The 19,890-nt window shown below is 60.7% G+C and carries 16 protein-coding genes; 3 read left to right on the forward strand and 13 right to left on the reverse strand.

Annotated elements, in window-relative coordinates:
• Positions 1 to 27 precede the first annotated feature (27 nt).
• From purU to NQL71_RS00535, 7 genes are all read right to left on the reverse strand, one after another.
• Positions 28 to 885, reverse strand: coding sequence for a formyltetrahydrofolate deformylase (gene purU, locus NQL71_RS00505; RefSeq protein ID WP_046818241.1), 858 nt, complete (start codon positions 883 to 885; stop codon positions 28 to 30).
• A gap of 125 nt (positions 886 to 1,010) precedes the next feature.
• Positions 1,011 to 1,643: a sarcosine oxidase subunit gamma gene (locus NQL71_RS00510; RefSeq protein WP_046818242.1), complete on the reverse strand. Its 633-nt coding sequence runs from the start codon at positions 1,641 to 1,643 to the stop codon at positions 1,011 to 1,013.
• A 148-nt stretch (positions 1,644 to 1,791) separates the two neighbouring features.
• Positions 1,792 to 4,809, reverse strand: coding sequence for a sarcosine oxidase subunit alpha (locus NQL71_RS00515; protein ID WP_077184625.1), 3,018 nt, complete (start codon positions 4,807 to 4,809; stop codon positions 1,792 to 1,794).
• Positions 4,806 to 5,135, reverse strand: a complete 330-nt coding sequence (locus NQL71_RS00520) for a sarcosine oxidase subunit delta (RefSeq protein ID WP_007907563.1) — start codon at positions 5,133 to 5,135, stop codon at positions 4,806 to 4,808. The genes NQL71_RS00515 and NQL71_RS00520 overlap by 4 nt, the downstream gene beginning before the upstream one ends.
• A 14-nt stretch (positions 5,136 to 5,149) precedes the next feature.
• Complete coding sequence (locus NQL71_RS00525) at positions 5,150 to 6,400, reverse strand: sarcosine oxidase subunit beta (protein ID WP_008057117.1); 1,251 nt, start codon at positions 6,398 to 6,400, stop codon at positions 5,150 to 5,152.
• 23 nt (positions 6,401 to 6,423) lie between these two features.
• A complete protein-coding gene (gene glyA, locus NQL71_RS00530) occupies positions 6,424 to 7,677 on the reverse strand; it encodes a serine hydroxymethyltransferase (protein WP_046818245.1) in 1,254 nt (417 codons plus the stop codon).
• Positions 7,678 to 7,962: 285 nt separating this feature from the next.
• The gene (locus tag NQL71_RS00535; RefSeq protein ID WP_046818246.1) at positions 7,963 to 8,691 is read right to left on the reverse strand and encodes a TraX family protein; all 729 of its coding nucleotides are present in this window, start codon (positions 8,689 to 8,691) and stop codon (positions 7,963 to 7,965) included.
• A gap of 131 nt (positions 8,692 to 8,822) precedes the next feature.
• Here NQL71_RS00535 and NQL71_RS00540 point away from each other — a divergent pair, with 131 nt between their 5' ends.
• Positions 8,823 to 9,863 carry a threonine aldolase family protein gene (locus NQL71_RS00540; protein WP_046818247.1) on the forward strand — a complete coding sequence of 347 codons (1,041 nt, stop codon included), beginning with the start codon at positions 8,823 to 8,825 and terminating at the stop codon, positions 9,861 to 9,863.
• A gap of 204 nt (positions 9,864 to 10,067) precedes the next feature.
• A complete protein-coding gene (locus tag NQL71_RS00545; RefSeq protein WP_274642149.1) occupies positions 10,068 to 10,481 on the forward strand; it encodes a hypothetical protein in 414 nt (137 codons plus the stop codon).
• A 128-nt stretch (positions 10,482 to 10,609) separates the two neighbouring features.
• Here NQL71_RS00545 and gbcB read toward each other — a convergent pair whose 3' ends face one another.
• Entirely contained in the window at positions 10,610 to 11,710 is a 1,101-nt protein-coding gene (gene gbcB, locus NQL71_RS00550; RefSeq protein ID WP_046818719.1) for a glycine betaine monooxygenase reductase subunit, read from the reverse strand.
• Between the two features lie 296 nt (positions 11,711 to 12,006).
• Between gbcB and gbca the strand changes: the two genes are divergently transcribed.
• Entirely contained in the window at positions 12,007 to 13,302 is a 1,296-nt protein-coding gene (gene gbca, locus NQL71_RS00555; RefSeq protein ID WP_046818249.1) for a glycine betaine monooxygenase oxygenase subunit, read from the forward strand.
• A gap of 822 nt (positions 13,303 to 14,124) precedes the next feature.
• On the opposite strand, the gene NQL71_RS00560 is transcribed toward gbca, so the two are convergent.
• From NQL71_RS00560 to dgcB, 5 genes are all read right to left on the reverse strand, one after another.
• A complete protein-coding gene (locus tag NQL71_RS00560) occupies positions 14,125 to 15,012 on the reverse strand; it encodes an RHS repeat-associated core domain-containing protein (RefSeq protein ID WP_274642150.1) in 888 nt (295 codons plus the stop codon).
• Between the two features lie 156 nt (positions 15,013 to 15,168).
• A complete protein-coding gene (locus tag NQL71_RS00565) occupies positions 15,169 to 15,735 on the reverse strand; it encodes a GNAT family N-acetyltransferase (RefSeq protein WP_274642151.1) in 567 nt (188 codons plus the stop codon).
• A 112-nt stretch (positions 15,736 to 15,847) separates the two neighbouring features.
• The gene (etfB, locus tag NQL71_RS00570) at positions 15,848 to 16,618 is read right to left on the reverse strand and encodes an electron transfer flavoprotein subunit beta (RefSeq protein ID WP_274642152.1); all 771 of its coding nucleotides are present in this window, start codon (positions 16,616 to 16,618) and stop codon (positions 15,848 to 15,850) included.
• A gap of 15 nt (positions 16,619 to 16,633) precedes the next feature.
• Positions 16,634 to 17,854, reverse strand: coding sequence for an electron transfer flavoprotein subunit alpha (gene etfA, locus NQL71_RS00575; protein WP_274642153.1), 1,221 nt, complete (start codon positions 17,852 to 17,854; stop codon positions 16,634 to 16,636).
• Positions 17,854 to 19,803, reverse strand: a complete 1,950-nt coding sequence (gene dgcB, locus NQL71_RS00580; protein WP_077184631.1) for a dimethylglycine demethylation protein DgcB — start codon at positions 19,801 to 19,803, stop codon at positions 17,854 to 17,856. Before dgcB ends, etfA begins: the two co-directional genes overlap by 1 nt.
• Positions 19,804 to 19,890: the final 87 nt, after the last annotated feature.

The following is a 19,890-nucleotide window of genomic DNA, read 5'->3' on the forward strand; positions in this document are numbered from 1 at the left end:
GGGAGCGAGCCTGCTCGCGAAAGCGAACTAGAGAACGACCGTGCGATTGGCGTTGAGAAACACTCGTCGTTCAATGTGATATCCAACCGCCCGGGCCAGGGTCAGGCCTTCGATATCCCGCCCCTTGGCGATCAAATCTTCCGGGTAATGACTGTGGTCCACCACCTCGACGCCTTGGGCGATGATCGGCCCTTCGTCGAGGTCGTTGTTGATGTAGTGCGCCGTGGCGCCAACCAGTTTCACGCCCTTGTTGTAGGCCTGGTGATACGGCTTGGCCCCCTTGAAGCCGGGCAGCAGGGAGTGGTGGATATTGATTGCCTTGCCATCGAGCTTGCGGCACAGCTCCGGCGACAGCACCTGCATGTAGCGGGCAAGGATCACCAGTTCAGCGCCGCATTCTTCGATCACCTGCAAAACCTGACGCTCCTGGGACGGCTTGTCGTTCGGGTCCAGCGGGAAATGGTAGTACGGAATCTGGTGCCAGTCGGCCAACGGCTTGAGGTCGGGGTGGTTGGAGACCACGGCGGCAACGTCCATCGACAACTGGCCGATGCGCTGACGGTAGAGCAGGTCATTGAGACAGTGATCGGCCTTGGAAACCATGATCACCACTTTCGGCCGGTAATGCGGCGGCGTCAGTTCGAAGATCATGCCGAAGGATTCGCCGCGCTCGGCCAGGCCGGCGCGGAACGACTGCTCGTCGAAGCCGTCCGGTTGGCGGAATTCCACGCGAATGAAGAAACGGCCCGAGAGCCGGTCATCGAAGGAGTGGTGTTCGGTGACGTAGCAGCCCTGCTCGAACAGAAAGCGCGTCACCGCGTCCACGGTGCCGAGCACGCTGGGGCAGTCGGCAGTCAGGATCCATGTGTCTGGGGCGCGGCTCATAGTGCAGTGACTCCTGTGATCGTTCCCACGCTCTGCGAGGGGATGCCGCCATGGACGCTCTGCGTCCGTTCTTGGGACGCGGAGCGTCCCGGGATGCGTTCCCACGCTGAGCGTGGGAACGATCATTACGCCTGGACGCTTAGGCCATATTCGGCAGAAGCATCCTGCAACCACAACCACCAGTAATCCGAGAAGCTGCGGCGGATCAGCAGCTCCCAGGTGTCTTCGGCGGTGTGACGGATCACCAGTTGCGACTTGGCGAACACCGTGCCGACAGCCTTGCCCACCGGGAAGTTGTTGGGGTGTACGTCGTAGCTGGTGGATTTCATCAACACCTGGCGCACGTTCGGGCCGCTCAGTTCGAGGATCTGCTGGCCACCGCTGACGTTGACGATCTGGATATGCAGGTCGCCCAGCGCTTCGCGCAGCTTTTGCTCGGCGGCGAATTCTTCGCCGGTCGGCACGATCAGCAGCCATTCATCCGGTCCCATCCATTGCAGGCTGGTTTCGCCTTTGACGGTGACGGTCAGTGCGCCAGGCAGTTCGATCCCGAGGGCCTTCTGCACGCCAGCGGCGAACGCGGCATCGTGGCCATCGCCACGGATGGTCAAGTGGCCGAGGAGTTTCTTTTCCCGCACAGTCACACCGGCGTTCTTGCGACCCTTGCCCACCAGGCTTGGCAGGTCTGCGTGATGCAGCGACGACTCGGCCTTGGCCCCGGTGGTTGGGCGTTGTTGGTAAACATTGGCTGCGGTCATAAAGCACCTTTCCTAATTCTGTTGGCTTCTGTGGGGCCTGTTCTGCCGCCTTCGCGAGCAGGCTCGCTCCCACAGGAGATCGCGTAACCCTTGTGGGAGCGAGCCTGCTCGCGAAGGCGGCAGACGGCACCCCACAAAACCCGAACCCTTACACGTTCTGCCGTTCGCCCTTCGGATCGAAGAACACCGAAGAAACGATTTCCGCCTCGATCACGCTGCCGTCCGCCAGTGGCGCGAACACACGCTCACCCATGCGGTTCAGGCCGCCCTTGACCACGCCCATGGCAAACGAATAACCGAGGGAGTTGTGCGCATAGCTGGAGGTCACGTGGCCGACCATGGTCATCGGGATCGCCTGCTTGGTGTTGAACACCAGCTGTGCACCTTCCGGCAGCCATTTGTTCGGATCGATCGGCTTCAGGCCTACCAGTTGCTTACGTTGGTCACGCACGCAGTCTTCACGGTTCATGCCGCGCTGGCCGATCCACGAGAACGGCTTGGTACGACCAACGCACCAGCCCATGTTCAGGTCGTCCGGTGTCATCGAGCCGTCAGTGTCCTGGCCGACGATGATGAAGCCCTTCTCGGCCCGCAGTACGTGCATGGTTTCAGTGCCGTAAGGGGTCAGGTTGTATTTCTTGCCAGCGTCGACAATTTTTTCCAGCACACCCATCGCATAGTCGGCTTGCACGTTGACTTCGTACGACAGCTCACCGGTAAACGAAATCCGGAACACCCGCGCAGGAACGCCGCCGACCAGGCCTTCTTTCCAGGTCATGAACGGGAAGGCTTCGTTGCTCAGGTCGATGTCGGTGACTTCGCTAAGCAGCTTGCGGCTGTTCGGCCCGGACAGGGTCATGGTTGCCCAGTGATCGGTCACGGAAGTGAAGTACACCTTCAGGTCCGGCCATTCGGTCTGGTGGTAGATCTCCAGCCATTGCAGCACACGTGCAGCGCCGCCGGTGGTGGTGGTCATCACGAAGTGGTTGTCGGCGAGGCAGGCGGTTACGCCGTCGTCGAACACCATGCCGTCTTCCTTGCACATCAGGCCGTAACGCGCCTTGCCCACGTCGAGCTTGGTCCAGGCGTTGGTGTAGATGCGGTTGAGGAACTCACGCGAGTCCGGGCCCTGGATGTCGATCTTGCCCAGGGTCGAAGCGTCCAGCAGGCCGACGCTGTCGCGTACGGCTTTGCATTCGCGCTTCACGGCGGCGTGCATGTCTTCGCCGGATTTCGGGAAGTACCAAGGACGTTTCCACTGGCCGACGTCTTCGAACTCGGCGCCGTTTTTCAGGTGCCATTGATGCAGCGCGGTGAAACGCACCGGCTCGAAGATGTGCCCACAGTGACGACCGGCCACGGCGCCAAATGTCACCGGCGTGTAGTTCGGACGGAACATGGTGGTGCCCATCTGCGGGATGGTCACGTTCAGCGAACGGGCGGCGATGGCCAAGCCGTTGACGTTACCAAGCTTGCCCTGATCGGTGCCGAAGCCCAGCGCGGTGTAGCGCTTGACGTGCTCGACCGACTCGAAGCCTTCGCGGGTCGCCAGTTCGATACCGGCCGCGGTGACGTCGTTTTGCAAGTCGACAAATTGCTTCGGCGCACGCGCAGTGACTTTCTCATAAGGCACTTGGAACAATGCCAGCGTCGGCTCTTCCTGGCGGACCAGGGCCTTCGGCAACTTGGCTTCGACCGGACCGAAGCCGGCTTCGCTGGCTGCGCGAACACCGCCTTCAAAACCGTCGGCCAGGGAATCGCCGAGACCGTAGACGCCATTGATACCACCGACGCACACGCGTTTCTGTGGCGCTTCACCCGGTACGAAACCGAGGATGTCTTCGCGCCAGATCGGCTTGCCGCCCAGGTGCGAGGCCAGGTGAACCACCGGGCTGTAGCCGCCGGAACTGGCGACCAGGTCGCATTCGAGCCATTCGCCCGGGCTGGTGACTTTATGTCCTTTGACATCGATCGCCGCCACGCGCGCAGCGGTCACGCGCTTGCTGCCACGGGCTTCGATCACGGCGCTACCGGTGAGGATGCGGATGCCCTTGGCACGCGCCTCTTCCACCAGCGCACCACGCGGGTTGCTGCGGGCGTCGGCGACGGCCACGACCTGCAGACCGGCATCGAGCCAATCCAGTGCCACGCGGTAGGCATGGTCGTTGTTGGTCGACAGCACCAGCTTCTTGCCCGGTGCCACGCCGTAGCGGCGAATGTAAGTCGAGACAGCGCCAGCGAGCATGTTGCCCGGCACGTCGTTGTTGCCGTAGACCAGTGGACGCTCGTGAGTGCCGGTCGCCAGCACCACGCGCTTGGCGCGAACGCGGTGGATGCGCTGGCGCACCTGGCCAATCGGGGCGCGGTCGCCGAGGTGATCGGTGAGGCGCTCGTGAATGGTCAGGAAGTTGTGGTCGTGGTAGCCGTTAACGGTGGCGCGCGGCAACAGCAGCACGTCCGGAGTGTCCTTCAATTCGGCGATGACGCTGGCGACCCACTCGGTCGCAGGCTTGCCGTCGAGGCTTTCGCGGGAGTCGAGCAGGCTGCCGCCGAACTCTTCCTGCTCGTCAGCCAGGATGACGCGAGCACCGCTGCGCGCAGCGGCCAGTGCAGCGGCCAGGCCTGCAGGGCCGGCGCCGACGATCAGCACGTCGCAGTGCTGGTTCATGTAGTCGTAGGTGTCCGGATCGTTCTCGGTCGGCGAGCGGCCCAAACCTGCGGCCTTACGAATGTACTTCTCGTAGGTCATCCAGAACGATTGCGGGTACATGAAGGTTTTGTAGTAGAAGCCCGGTGGCATCAGCTTGCCGCCGACCTTGCCGAGGATCCCCATCATGTCGTTGTTAACGTTCGGCCAGCCGTTGGTGCTGGTGGCGACCAGGCCCTGGTACAGCGCTTGTTGCGTGGCGCGTACGTTCGGAATTTGCGTGGCTTCGGTGGCGCCGATCTGAAGTACAGCGTTCGGCTCTTCGGCACCGGCGGCATAGATGCCACGCGGGCGGGAATACTTGAAGCTGCGACCGATGATGTCGACGCCGTTGGCCAGCAGTGCAGCGGCCAGGGAGTCGCCCTCAAAGCCTTTGTAGCTCTGGCCGTTGAAGGTGAAGGTCAGGACTTTGTTGCGGTCGATCCGTCCGCCGTTGGACAGGCGATTGATCTGGCTCATACCTTCTCTCCCAGAGCCGTGGCGGCCGCTTTCGGGCTATCGGTCTTGTCGGTGAATTGTGGCTTGGTGCCGATCTTGTAGGTTTCAAGAATCTCGTAGGTCACGGTGTCGCGGGTGACGTTGAAGTACTGACGGCAACCGGCGACGTGATCCCACAACTCGTGGTGCAGGCCGCGAGGGTTGTCGCGGAAGAACATGTAGTCGCCCCACTCCTCGTCGGTGCAGCTGTTTGGATCCAGTGGACGCGGGATGTGCGCCTGGCCGGATGCATGGAATTCCTCTTCGGAGCGCAGTTCGCCGCAGTGAGGACAGAAGATATGCAACATGGGGATTTCTCCTGTTAGTGGGCAACCGCAGCAGCGCCGTGTTCGTCGATCAACGCACCGTTGTGGAAACGGTCGATGGAGAAAGGTGCAGCCAATGGGTGCATTTCACCCTTGGCCAGGCTGGCGGCAAATACGTTGCCCGAGCCAGGTGTGGCCTTGAAGCCGCCGGTGCCCCAACCGCAGTTGAAGAACATGTTCGGCACCGGGGTTTTCGAAATGATCGGGCACGCATCCGGGGTGGTGTCGACGATGCCGCCCCACTGGCGGTTCATGCGCACGCGGGACAACACCGGGAACATCTCGACGATAGCCTGCACGGTGTGCTCGATCACCGGGTACGAACCACGCTGGCCGTAGCCGTTGTAGCCGTCGATACCGGCGCCGATCACCAGGTCGCCCTTGTCGGACTGGCTGATGTAACCGTGCACCGCGTTGGACATGATCACGCTGTCGATGATCGGCTTGATCGGCTCGGACACCAGTGCTTGCAACGGGTGGGATTCGATCGGCAGGCGGAAACCGGCGAGCTTGGCCATGTGCCCGGAGTTACCGGCGGTCACGACGCCGACGCGCTTGGCGCCGATGAAGCCCTTGTTGGTTTCAACACCGATGCACACGCCATTTTCCTTGCGGAAGCCGATCACTTCGGTCTGCTGGATCAGGTCCACGCCCAATGCGTCGGCCGCCCGGGCAAAGCCCCAGGCCACGGCATCGTGACGGGCCACGCCGCCGCGACGCTGGACGGTGGCGCCCATCACCGGGTAGCGGGTGTTCTTCGAGCAGTCGAGGTACGGAATCTCGTCGGCGACTTGCTTGGCATCGAGCAGTTCGCCGTCGACGCCGTTGAGGCGGTTGGCGCTGACCCGACGCTCGGAATCACGTATGTCCTGCAGGGTGTGGCACAGGTTGTAGACACCGCGCTGGGAGAACATCACGTTGTAGTTCAGGTCCTGGGACAGGCCTTCCCACAGTTTCATCGCGTGTTCGTACAGGTGCGCCGACTCGTCCCACAGGTAGTTGGAGCGCACGATGGTGGTGTTGCGCGCGGTGTTACCGCCGCCCAACCAGCCTTTCTCGACCACGGCCACGTTGGTGATCCCGTGCTCTTTTGCCAGGTAGTAGGCGGTCGCCAGGCCATGCCCGCCACCGCCGACGATGACCACGTCGTAGACCTTTTTCGGGGTTGGCGTACGCCACATGCGCTGCCAGTTTTCGTGGTGGCTGAGGGAGTGTTTGAAGAGGCCGAAGCCTGAGTAGCGTTGCATAGTCATTTACTCCAAAACCGCGCTCAGCGATAAACCGGGAAGTCCGCGCACAGTGCCGATACTTGCTGGGCAACATTGGCCTCGACATCGGCATCGCCGAGGTTGTCGAGGATGTCGCAGATCCAGCCGGCCAGTTCGACGCATTGGCTGACCTTGAAACCGCGAGTGGTCACCGCCGGGGTGCCGATGCGCAGGCCGGAGGTCACGAACGGCGACTGTGGATCGTTCGGGACAGCGTTCTTGTTCACGGTGATGTGGGCGCGACCGAGTGCTGCGTCCGCCTCTTTGCCGGTGAGGCCCTGACGAATCAGGCTGACCAGGAACAGGTGGTTATCGGTGCCGCCGGACACTACATCGTAGCCGCGTTTGATAAATACGCCGGCCATGGCCTGGGCGTTGTCGATCACTTGCTGCTGGTAGGCCTTGAAGCCTGGCTCCAGCGCTTCCTTGAAGCACACTGCCTTACCGGCGATCACGTGCATCAGCGGGCCGCCCTGGGCACCGGGGAATACTGCAGCGTTGAGCTTCTTCTCGATTTCTTCGTTGGACTTGGCCAGGATCAGGCCGCCACGTGGACCGCGCAGGGTCTTGTGGGTGGTGGTGGTGACCACGTCGGCGTACGGCAGCGGGTTCGGGTACAGGCCGGCAGCAACCAGACCGGCAACGTGGGCCATGTCGACGAACAACAGGGCACCGACCTTGTCGGCGATCTGGCGGAAGCGCGGGAAGTCGAGGGTCTTGGAGTAGGCCGAGAAACCGGCAACGATCATCTTCGGCTGGCACTCGACGGCCAGGCGCTCGACTTCGTCGTAGTCGATCAGTCCGGTCTTGGTGTCGATGCCGTACTGCACGGCGTTGTACAACTTGCCCGAGGACGACACCTTGGCACCGTGGGTCAGGTGACCACCGTGGGCAAGGCTCATGCCGAGGATGGTGTCGCCGGCTTGCAGCAGGGCCAGGTACACGGCGCTGTTGGCCGAGGAACCGGAGTGCGGCTGCACGTTGGCGTAGTCGGCGCCGAACAGCTGCTTGGCGCGTTCGATGGCCAGGGCTTCGACCTTGTCGACGTGCTCGCAGCCACCGTAGTAGCGCTTGCCCGGATAGCCTTCGGCGTATTTGTTGGTCAGGCCGCTGCCTTGCGCTTGCATGACACGTTTGCTGGTGTAGTTCTCTGACGCGATCAGCTCGATGTGATCTTCCTGGCGTTGCTCCTCGGCATTCATCGCCGCCAGCAGTGCATCGTCGTAACCCTGGATCTGGTCTTGCTTGCTGAACATCGCGTCTCTCCCAGCGGCGGCGGTGCGCCATTCGTCTCGGTGAGGCACTGGCTTTTCGGCAGTGCCCTTTGATAGCGATGGTATGACTGGCTTGGAGTCGCCAAATGCCTACGGGCGCCACGCAAAGGTGCGTTTACGACATGGTGAGAAATGGCATGTAGAACACGACCGTCGATCTTGCGCAGATCCCCTGTGGGAGCGAGCCTGCTCGCGATGGCGGCCTCACATTCAACATTGATGTCGGCTGACCCACCGCTATCGCTGGCAAGCCAGCTCCTACAAGGGTTAGGCGATAGCCTGGCGTAGTGCTAGCAACATGAGGAAATGCGCGGGATAGAGCGCATATGCCCAGCGGCGCATCGGTGGGGCTTTTACGTCATGCAGGTGTCGCAACAGGAACAGCCCCAGCCATGGCGCAATCAGACAAGTGACGATGGCGGGAATGGCCGCGCTGGTACCCAACCGCGCGGCGTAAAACAGCACCTGCCATTGATTGGCCGCCAGGCAAACCAGCCCCGGCAGCAACGCGTAATACCAGGGGCGACGAATCACCAGCAGCAGCGCCAATGGCAACAGAACCCCAAAGAAGCCGAACATCAGCTTCTGCGTGAACAGTACCGCCAACAGCACGGCGCCTGCCGCCAGCAACCGCGATTGCAGCGTCGGCTGTTGCCAGCCACGCGCCACCAGCAGGCCAAGGACCAGGGTGGGCATCACGTTCAGCGTGTCGTGCTCAGGAATGAACATCCGGTATGGAATTTCACTCACCGCGCTAAACAGCAACAACCAACCCAGATAACGCCACTGGCCGCCCGATGTAACTGTCGATGCTCGCGCCAGATTCGCTGCCATCGCCAGGCAAAACCAAGGGAATGCCAGGCGCCCCGGGACATACAACAAATCGACGGAGTAACCGACATATCGCAGGTGATCGAGCACCATGCTCAAAAGCGCCAGCCACTTGAGCAAATCCAGTGCACCGTCGCGCTGCTTTAAGTGTGTAGTCACGTGCATAATTGCCCGGCATCCTTGTAATTTTCTGACAGCGACATCCCGTGTGCTCTCCTGACGATCTTGGGTACAGTGCGCGACATCTTTGACCACGAGACGCTTCACCATAAGCGTCCCGACCACGGAAGCAGGCCATGACCGATAAGAGCCAACAATTCGCCAGCGACAATTATTCCGGCATTTGCCCTGAAGCCTGGGCTGCCATGGAACAGGCTAACCATGGCCACCAGCGCGCTTACGGCGACGACGAGTGGACCGCCCGCGCGTCCGACGATTTCCGCAAACTGTTCGAAACCGACTGCGAAGTGTTCTTTGCCTTCAACGGCACTGCCGCCAACTCGTTGGCCCTGTCGTCGCTGTGCCAGAGTTACCACAGCGTGATCTGCTCGGAAACCGCCCACGTCGAAACCGACGAATGCGGCGCACCGGAATTCTTCTCCAACGGCTCCAAGCTGCTGATCGCCCGCACTGAAAACGGCAAGCTGACCCCGGATTCGATCCGCGAAGTCGCGCTCAAGCGCCAGGACATCCACTACCCGAAACCCCGCGTCGTGACCCTGACCCAGGCCACCGAAGTCGGCAGCGTCTACACCCCGGACGAAATCCGCGCCATCAGCGCCACCTGCAAGGAACTGGGCCTGAACCTGCACATGGACGGCGCGCGGTTCTCCAACGCCTGCGCGTTCCTCGGCTGCACGCCAGCGGACCTGACCTGGAAGGCCGGCGTTGACGTGCTGTGCTTCGGCGGCACGAAAAACGGCATGGCCGTGGGCGAGGCGATCCTGTTCTTCAACCACACGCTGGCTGAAGACTTTGACTATCGCTGCAAACAGGCCGGGCAACTGGCTTCAAAGATGCGCTTCCTTTCCGCACCCTGGGTCGGGATCCTGGAAAACGACGCCTGGCTCAAATACGCCCGCCACGCCAACCACTGCGCACAATTGCTGGCCGAGCTGGTGAGCGATATCCCGGGCGTTGAACTGATGTTCCCGGTGCAGGCCAACGGCGTATTCCTGCAACTCTCGGAACCGGCCATCGCCGCGCTGACCGCCAAAGGCTGGCGCTTCTACACCTTCATCGGCAACGGCGGCGCCCGCTTCATGTGCTCGTGGGATACCGAGGAAGAGCGCGTGCGGGAATTGGCGAAAGACATTCGCGAAGTGATGTCTCACTAAGTTCATCTGCCCTGCGCCTGAGATCGTTCCCACTCGTGGGAACGATCGAAACCCACATCGCCTCACACTTGACTAGCTATGCAACCTGATAGCTAGACCGACTTCCTGATGCCTCTTAATCTCGTTCAGACTCAGCAAACGCGTTTCACGCAATAAATGCCGAGTAATTTTTATCCAAGGATATTTTCGGAAAGGATATTAAAAATGAACATGAACATGAACATGAACAATGCAACAGAATCGGCAATTGAAATTCCAACGATTAAAAACATTCTTTCTTCAAGCGCAGAAAGCCTGGCCCTCAAGCCAGGCGACACCATTGAGGCCGCAGACCTCACAGTCGGTATTTTGAGTAAAGCCTGGACTGTAGAAGCGGGTCGCTACGCCATTTCTTCAATTGCGGTAGCGATTCCGGAAGTGGTCGTGGGTGATTTCTGGCCAGCCCCCTCGACAGATGATGAATCTTATAAATCGATGCTAGCCCTGAACAAAGGAGAGGAAATCCTGAAGGACAACCTTGGTTATGAATTCATTCGCAACGAATTCGCAAGCGTGCCAGGCAGCACATTTAATCTTGAATATTTGGGTGCACGGGTGAAACCAGTAACACCCAAGTAATTAAACGCTGAAGAAGCGCTAAGTTAAAAAGCTTGCCCTGCCCCTTTCATCATTGGGACAGGGCGAGTGTCTTGTGTAACTGACAGCACTTATTAAACACACTTGAATATGTGTCGATAGTACCAGGGTCAAAATTCGATCCGCACATCCCCCTTCGGCACACTGCAGCACGACAGGATGTACCCTTCGGCTTCGTCTTCCTCGGTGATCCCGCCGTTGTGTTCCATCTCCACTTCGCCGCCCAGCTTCAATACTTTGCAGGTGCCGCAGATGCCCATGCCGCAGGCTTTCGGGATCAGCAAACCCGCCTTCGCCGCCGCTGCGTGAACGGTTTCGCCCGGCGCAATGCGAATGCTTTTCCCCGACGCGACGAATTCCACCTGATGCAGGTCCGCCACATCGAGTTCCGGTGCATCGGCCGCCTGTTCGGCGTGTTCCACTGCGTCGGCACGCGCCTCTGGAGGGGTCGCGCCGAAGGACTCCTCGTGGTAACGCGACATGTCGAAGCCAGCGCCTTCCAGCAAACGCTTGACCGCATTCATGTACGGTGTCGGGCCGCAGCAGAACACTTCGCGCTCAAGGAAGTCCGGCGCCATCAATTCAAGCATTCGCTGGTTGAGGTAACCGCGATAACCGGCCCAGGGCTCACCCATGCCATGCTTCTCGCAGATCAGGTGCAGGCTGAAGTTATCGATCCGCGACGCCATGTGTTCCAGCTCGCGGTGGTAAATGATGTCCTTGGGCGAACGGGCGCTGTGGATAAACACCATGTCGACATTGCCGTTGGTGTCGTAGAACCAGCGTGCCATGGACATGACCGGCGTGATACCCACACCGCCGCTGAGGTAAAGCACCTTTGGCGCGGTGAAATCCATGGCATTGAACAGCCCGACCGGCCCGTGCACCGCCAGCTCCTGGCCTTCGTGCAAGGTGTCGTGCAGCCAGTTGGACACCTTGCCGCCCGGCACACGCTTGATGGTCACCGAAAAGCTGTACGGTACCGACGGCGAGCTGGAAATGGTGTACGAACGCATGATCGGCTGGCCTTCGATTTCCAGCTCCAGGGTGACAAACTGCCCCGGCTTGAAGAAGAACAGGATCGGCTGGTCGGCCATGAAGCAGAAGGTACGCACATCCCAGGTTTCCTGGATGACTTTGACGCAACGGACGATGTGCCGACCATTGGCCCAGGTCTGGGTGGTTACCGGGTTCAGGAAGCTGTTGGACATGCTGATCTCCACGGCCGACTGTCGGCCTTCATGTTGGCGATTCTGCGTATAGCGCGAAACACCCATTTACCTATCTGCGACATTCACATGCTTATCGCGACCAGCCCCCAACTACCGGGGCTTGCGCGTCGGGAACAGATTGCACCATGTCGCCCATGGATAAGGTTCTGGCCAGCGCCGGCCCCACACTCGCCCCATACCAAGACACATTCTTTACACCTTGCGTAGCTACCCACAGCAGTACACCTGATCAGCCACTTTTCGCGGCCACGCAGATGGCCTTGAGGAAATACACGATGGACGTCACTACTACCCTGAGCCTGGGCGATCCGCTGGAACCCGCACGCAAGGCCACCGCGCAGATGCTGCAAGAGCGCGAGCGCACCTTCTCGCTGCCACAGCCGTTCTACTCTGACGAGCGCCTGTTTGATATCGACATGCAGGAAATCTTTCAGAAAGAATGGTTGATCGCCGGCATGACCTGCGAAATCCCTGCCAAGGGCAACTACCTGACCCTGCAAGTTGGCAAGAACCCGATCATCGTGATTCGTGGCGCTGAAGGTGTAGTGCACGCATTCCATAACGTCTGCCGCCACCGTGGCTCGCGCCTGTGCACCAGCGAAAAAGGCAAGGTCGCCAAGCTGGTTTGCCACTATCACCAATGGACCTACGAACTCGACGGTCGCCTGCTGTTCGCCGGCACTGAAATGGGCGCCGATTTCGACATGAAGCAATACGGCCTGAAACCGGTGAACGTGAAGACCGCTGGCGGCTACATCTTCATCAGCCTGGCGGAGAATCCACCGGCCATCGATGACTTCCTCTCGACGCTCAGCCATTACATGGAACCGTACGACATGGAAAACACCAAGGTGGCAATCACCACCACCTTGATGGAAAAAGCCAACTGGAAACTGGTGCTGGAAAACAACCGCGAGTGCTACCACTGCAACGCGTCGCACCCGGAACTGCTGAAAACCCTGCTGGAATGGGACGACGTCACCGACCCACGGGCCGATCAGGCGTTCAAGGATCACGTGGCCGCTTCTGCTGCTGCCTGGGAAGCCGAAAAGATCCCTTACGCCCACGCCAGCTTCGGCCTGCGTAACCGCATCGTGCGCATGCCGCTGCTCAAGGGCACCGTGTCGATGACCCTGGACGGCAAACAGGGCTGCGCCAAGCTCATGGGTCGCATCAAGAACCCCGACCTGGGCTCGATGCGCATCCTGCACCTGCCGCACTCGTGGAACCACTGCATGGGCGACCACATCATCGTGTTCACCGTGTGGCCGATCAGCGCCCAGGAAACCATGGTCACCACCAAGTGGATCGTCCACAAGGATGCCGTTGAGGGTGTGGACTACGACGTGGAGCGCATGCGCCAGGTCTGGGACGCCACCAACGACCAGGACCGTCGCCTGGCTGAAGAGAACCAGCGCGGGATCAACTCCACTGCGTACCAACCAGGGCCTTACTCCAAGACCTATGAGTTTGGTGTGGTGAATTTTGTGGATTGGTACAGCGAGCGCCTGCTGAGCAACCTCGGGGCTGAGCCTGCGCCGTATCTCAAAGGGGTTCCTGTTCAAGGCTGATCAAGGTCTAAAGCATCGCGAGCAGGCTCGCTCCCACATTGGCATTGTGTCGTTCACATATCCCCTGTGGGAGCGAGCCTGCTCGCGATGGCGTCCTCCCAAACACCGAATCCTTTCCATCGCGATATTCCACATTTTTTAGAACTGTACGAAATATGATCTATTTCGTTCGGAGCTATGCAACGCGCGCCTCTCAGCCTTCCGCGAACAAGTTATCCACACCTCCACCCACAGCAAATGGGGACAACTGTGGAAATGCGCAGATTTTTTTCCACACAAAGCAAAGAAAATCCGTGACTTATGCAAATCCAGCGTTTCTCGTAGCCACTGATCATTTTTTGATCTAAGACTCGAAAGCCGCACTACGCTTGGCCTGCAGAGGTTCGCGAACACCTTATCCACAGATGCGCCAACAGAGATTGGGGGCAACTTCGAGCGCGCTGTGGAAAACCGCTGAAAGCCGCGATATTTCTAGCTTTGTGGGCGGTTAGTGGGTGAATAAAGGCGAATTGATCATTTTTCAACCAACAGCCTGAAAGGCATGAATTTAAAGGCCTACAGCGTTAAGCGAACATCTTATCCACAGAAGCGCCAACAGAGTTTGGGGGCAAGTGCTGATCAACCAACAGCCTTTTCCCCAGGAAAACACCATAAAAAACCGCAGCTTAGACTGGTTGTTTTTTAACCTTCCGACTGCAGGGCACGGTTTGCAAGGGTTGCAACGAGGCGCAAACATGTTATCCACAGAAACGCTAACAGGGATTGTGGGTAACCCCCTCAGCGCTTCCCCTTCATGGAATTCAGGGGATAAGTGCAGCAGTGCTAAAAGGACTTCCTGCGTTTCAAATCGGGTGTCCCGACTTGTCTGATGGAAAGGCCAGAGGTAACTGGATCACCCTGCGCCTGAGCACTTTCAATCCTTCGCATTGGAATGACAACCGTATCGGAAGCCTGCGCATGCGCAGGGACAGCAGCGGGTAACTTCGGCGGAGTTGGAAATGCCGTGCCCTTGACGAGGTTTCGGACGTTATTTCTAACGGTCGTCCACAGCGTTCGTCCACGTAGACCATTCACTATCGCCGGAACGTATCGAACCATGGTTGCTACCGCAGACACTGTCGTAGCAGCGTTAGAAACATAAACAGCAGCAGGTAATCCCGCTAACTGGCCAACCGTACCGACCATAGCAGTGCTTGATGCCACGGTACTCAGTCGCGCAGCGTGCAGCATCCAGCCGACCGCTTTCGCTCCCACGAGATTGGTCGTCACTATCCCGGCATGCAACGCGGTGGTGGCCCACAACTGGATGGTTCTGGCAATGACTTGCCCATATTCTCCTGTGGGATCTGTGAAGTTGACCGGATCTCCCGCGCAATAGACATAGGCATTCACCCCGCCCCTCCCAAACGGACTCAACCGATCCGGACTGTGAAACCGCATCAACCCCGGGTTATAGACCCGATGGCCATTGCCCAGGTGATACCAACCCGTAGCCCCTTCCTTGAACTGTCCGTTGAACCCCAGGTGCGTTTCCCTCCGTCTCAGGCCGCTTTGCAAGCCATAGGGGGAATACGCGAAGGGGTTCGGTCCGCTGCGGTCCAGTTCGGCCAGCACGCTTTGCTGCAGGTCGCTGGCGAGCAGCAGGGTTCGAGGGGACCGAGTATCTGTCACGGAGGGTTTTAGAGGTTGGGCGTTGCGGGCGATGGGCATCAGTAGCGTCCTTGATAGACCTGATAACCCGCGGGGTGATACCTGGCATTGAAAGGCCCGGTTCGAGAAAGCGGGTACCAACTGATCGGTACCCTAACAAACCGCCATTAAAGGCAACACTATCAGTTCTGCTAGGGTCGCCTGCCACCGAACCCGCTAGGGCCGATACATCAGATAGGCTTCACCCGTAACCCGAATCATCGGGTGTGGTGTGATTTGGCAGGTATCGACGATGCGAAAGCCGTGGCGCTCATAGAAGCGCCGGGCGCCGGTGTTCGCGGCGTAATCGATCAGGCTCAGGCCATTGAGCCCGAGCCGGTTGGCGCGGTCGTAGGCGTACGCAAGAAACTGCTTGCCCAGCCCCTGGTTGCGCCAGCCTTCATGCAGCGCCAGGCTGGAAATATACAGGGTGTCGGGGATTTCCATAGTGGCGTACGGCGCCAGCACCGGGTCGGTCACTGGCGCCGCGAACGGATCGTGACGCATCGCGTAGCTGTGCAGCATGCCGATGACTTGCCCATTCGCTTGGGCGATCAGGCAGTTCTGCCAGGAGAAGTCCACATCGTCGCGGGCGTAACGCTGGGCTCCAACGTCCAACAGAGCCTGGCCAGGTTCCGCTATCTGGCTCCAGATGTAATCCGCAGCCCCCTCCGAGGAAATCTGGAACAAACGCGCAATTTCTCGCGCATCCGCGCGCACTGCCGTACGAAACTCAACCGCCATTTATTGGAACTCCACCAATCATTGGGCGCCCGTTTTAACGTGGGCGCTTATGGCGCAGCAACGCGCCGGAGGGAACGTTATTTTTCCGGGTGCTGCAGCTTGAAGTTCAATGTCACCGCACCACGCCCTCTTCGATCAGCAATTTGAGAATCGCTTCAGCCCCCGCCTGAGCCGTAACGCCCTTCAACACCTGCCCACCCCCACCGCTGGCCTTGGCCGTCGCGGCTTTCATGCGGTCGGCACCACTCTTGGCCTTGATCACCTTCAAGCGTTTGGGTCGTGGCTTGGCCGGTTGCAGGGTGGCGACCGCCAGCAGTTCATCGTCGACGATCTCCACGTCCGCGGCTTGCAAGACCCCGCGTCGGGCCGGGCCGTAGGCGCTCTGTCGAGGCTTGGGTGCGGCGTTATCCACAGTCGCCAGGAACGGCAGACGAACTTTCAAGCGACGACGCTGGCCGCGAGGTAACGCCTGCAATACCAGCGCCGAGCCTGCATCGATCGACTCGACCTGCGCGAGCCCCACCACCAGCGGCCAGCCAAGGCCTTCGGCCAGCAGGAACGGCAACATGCCCGAGCCCTCACCGGTTTCCGCCTGGCTGCCGGTCAAAACGACTTGAGCGCCGGCATCACGTAAATACGCGGTCAACGCCGGCAGCGCATCGGCGCCCTCCGGTTGTTCCAGTACGTGCAGTTGCTCAAGGCCCATGCCCAGATACGCGCGCAATGCAGGCTCGGCGACATCGCCGGCATGCAGCACCTGCAAGTTATCCCCAGCCAGTTGCAAACCCAGTTCCACCGCCCGCGCATCCTGTTCCGCACGTCGTGGTCGACCGGAAGTCGGGTGGGCGCCGATGGACACCAGGCTGATGATTTTCGTGCTCATAACCCTTTCCTTCCCTTAAGCCGCATCGCGCTTGGCGTCGCTGCGGTAAGCCTCTACCGCCGCGATCAAGGCTTGAAGAATCTCGGCGCTCTCGCCGATCACCGACAGGTCGGCCCGTTTGATCATGTCGCAGCCCGGGTCGAGGTTGATCGCCACCACCTTGTCGCAGGCACCGATGCCTTGCAGGTGCTGGATCGCCCCGGAGATCCCCACCGCCACGTAGACCCGTGCGGTGACCCAGGTACCGGACGCGCCGACCTGACGATCGCGCGCCATGAAACCGTCGTCCACCGCTACCCGGGACGCGCCTTCGGTGGCGCCCAAGGCTTCGGCGGTCCTGTGGAAAAGTCCCCAATCCTTGACCCCGTTGCCGCCGGAGAAGATGAATTCCGCTTCGGCCATCGGTATCGCCGCCGGGTCCACCGCCACCGCCCCCAGATCCTCGATGCGCGAGAGACTGCGGACGACGGCTGTGGATAACTCTACCGGCAAGGCTTCGTGACGGGTTTCGCTGACCGGTTCAGCGCATTCCACAGCGGCCAGAATCAAGCGTGCGAGCGGACGAGCAAGGTCTTGCAACCCGGCACCGGCGCGGCCGATGCATTCCTGGTCCTTGACCTGCCAGACCCGCGTGGCCGGGCGTTCGCCCAAGGCGGCGGCGAAGCGCCGACCCAGTTCGCCACCACCGGTGCGACTGTCCGGAAGCAACCAGTGACGGGGGCTGAACTGGTTATCCACAGCCCGCAGACCCTGGACCCGTTGTTCCGGTGCATAACCACTGAATTGCTCGCCTTCGAGCACCAGCAGGCGATCGACGCCAGCCGTGGCGAAGGCATTTTCTTTGTGTTCGCCAAAGACCACGGCCAATACCGCGCCGTCCTTGCCGGCCAATTGATGAGCCAGGCCGAGCAAGTCGCGGTCGTGGCTGCTCAAGCGGCCACCGACCATGTCCGGCACCACGCTGATGTAGAAGGCCGGTGCAGGCACCTGATGCAGCGGCAATTGCACTTCGACGGCGGCGGTACGCTTGGTCGCGCCGCCTTGCTGGGCGCCGCTGCGGTCGATGCGCTTGATCCCGTTGGGGCCGATGAAGCCGATACCGTGGGGGTTCTTGCGGATGATGCCGTTAGGCCCCATCCAGCTGTGCTGCGCCGGTTGCATGGCCGCGTGCAGCGGATGCAGGCGGTTGCGGGCGATCCATTCGGCCCGGGGGTCGCGGCGGATAATGTCGCTCATCAATGCACCTCCGCAGGTTCACGTTGGGCTGGTGTGGCCGGCTTGCTCGGTGCCTGGTCTTCAAGCAACGCGTCGGCCACCAGTTCGGCAATGTCCTTGATCAAGGGGCGCGGCTCTACCACGCCTTCCAGCATCGCGGTGCACTGCGGGCAGCCCACGGCCACCAGTTCGGCGCCCGTCTCGCGGATGTCTTCCATGCGCATGTCGGGGATACGCTGCTTGCCTGGAATGTCAGTGATCGGCGCGCCGCCGCCACCGCCGCAGCAGCGCGAACGGAAACCGGAGCGTTGCATCTCTTTCACTTCGATGCCGAGCGCGCGCAGGACCTGGCGCGGTGCCTCGTATTCGCCGTTGTAACGGCCGAGGTAGCATGGGTCGTGATAAGTCACGCTGTCGCCCTTGTGTTGACCGAGGCTCAGCGCGCCGGCGCCGATGATTTCTGCCATGTAGGTGCTGTGGTGCTGCACCAGGTAGTTGCCATCGAACGCGCCGTATTCGTTTTTCAGCACGTGGAAGCTGTGCGGATCGCAGGTGACGATACGGTTGAAGCTGTACTTGGCCAGGGTCTGGATGTTGCGTTTGGCCAGCAACTGGAAGGTTGCCTCGTCGCCCAGGCGCCGGGCCACGTCGCCGCTGTCGCGCTCTTCGAGGCCGAGCACGGCGAAGTCGATTTTCGCCGCTTTCAGCACTTTGACGAAGGCGCGCAGAGTGCGCTGGTTGCGCATGTCGAAGGCGCCGTCGCCAACCCAGAACAGCACGTCGGTGGATTTCTTTTCGCTGAGCAGATTGAGGTTCAGGTCTGCCGCCCAGTTCATCCGTCCGCCGGGGGCGAAACCGCCCGGGTTGTCGGTGGCGATCAGGTTTTCCAGGACTTCGGCGCCCTTGTTTGGCGTGGCGCCTTTTTCCAGGGTCAGATGCCGACGCATGTCGACGATGGCATCGACGTGCTCGATCATCATCGGGCACTCTTCGACGCAGGCGCGGCAGGTGGTGCACGACCACAGGGTTTCGGCATCCACCAGACCGTTGACGATCGGTTGATGCGGATTGCCAGCGTGCTCGCCAATCGGTTTGCCCGGATACGGGCTGCCGGCGAACTTGGCATCAGTGCCACCAGCCAGGCCGACAACCATGTCCTGGATCAGTTTTTTCGGGTTCAGCGGCTGGCCGGCGGCGAACGCCGGGCACGCGGCCTCGCATTTACCGCACTGCACGCAGGCGTCGAAGCCGAGTAGCTGGTTCCAGGTGAAATCCTTGGGTTTTTCCACGCCCAGCGGTGCGCTCGGGTCGTTCAGGTCCAGCGGTTTCAAGCCGGTGGAACGACCGCCGCCAAAGCGCTCGGCGCGACGGTGCCAGGCCAGGTGCAGGGCACCGGCGAAGGCGTGCTTCATCGGCCCACCCCAGGTCATGCCGAGGAACAACTCGGACACGCCCCACAACACACCGATACCGAGGATCACCGCTAGCAGCCAACCGCCGAAATTTTCCGGGAGGATCCCGGCCACCGGCAGGGTCACCAGGAAGAACGACACCGAGAATGCCAGCAGGCTTTTCGGCAGGCGCATCCAGGGGCCTTTCGACAGGCGCGCAGGCGGGTTGCGCCGACGCAGGTAAACGAAGATCGCGCCGACGAACATCACTGCCGACATTAGCAGCAGCGCATAGCCGAGGAAGCGGTTATGCAGGCCGAAACCGTGCACCAGTATCGCCAGCACGACAGACGCCACCGCACCGCCGGCCGTGGCGACGTGGGTGTTGGCGATGTATTTGTCCCGCGCCACCACGTGGTGCAGGTCGACCATGTAGCGCTTGGGCATGGCGAACAGGCCGCCGATCAGGTCGACCTTCGAGGCCCGGCCCCGGCGCCACATGGCTACCCGCCGCAACGCGCCCAGGACCGCGAGGCCCAGGGCGGCGAACAACAGGATTGGAAGAAGGGTGTTCAACATGGTGGAGCTCCCAAAGACCGCAGGGTCTTGCAGGCCAAACTACCTGGATGCCTTGCCCGATTCCTGTGGGAGCGAGCCTGCTCGCGA

This window comes from Pseudomonas serbica (assembly GCF_028823535.1).
In the GTDB taxonomy this organism is placed as follows: Bacteria; Pseudomonadota; Gammaproteobacteria; order Pseudomonadales; family Pseudomonadaceae; genus Aquipseudomonas; species Aquipseudomonas serbica.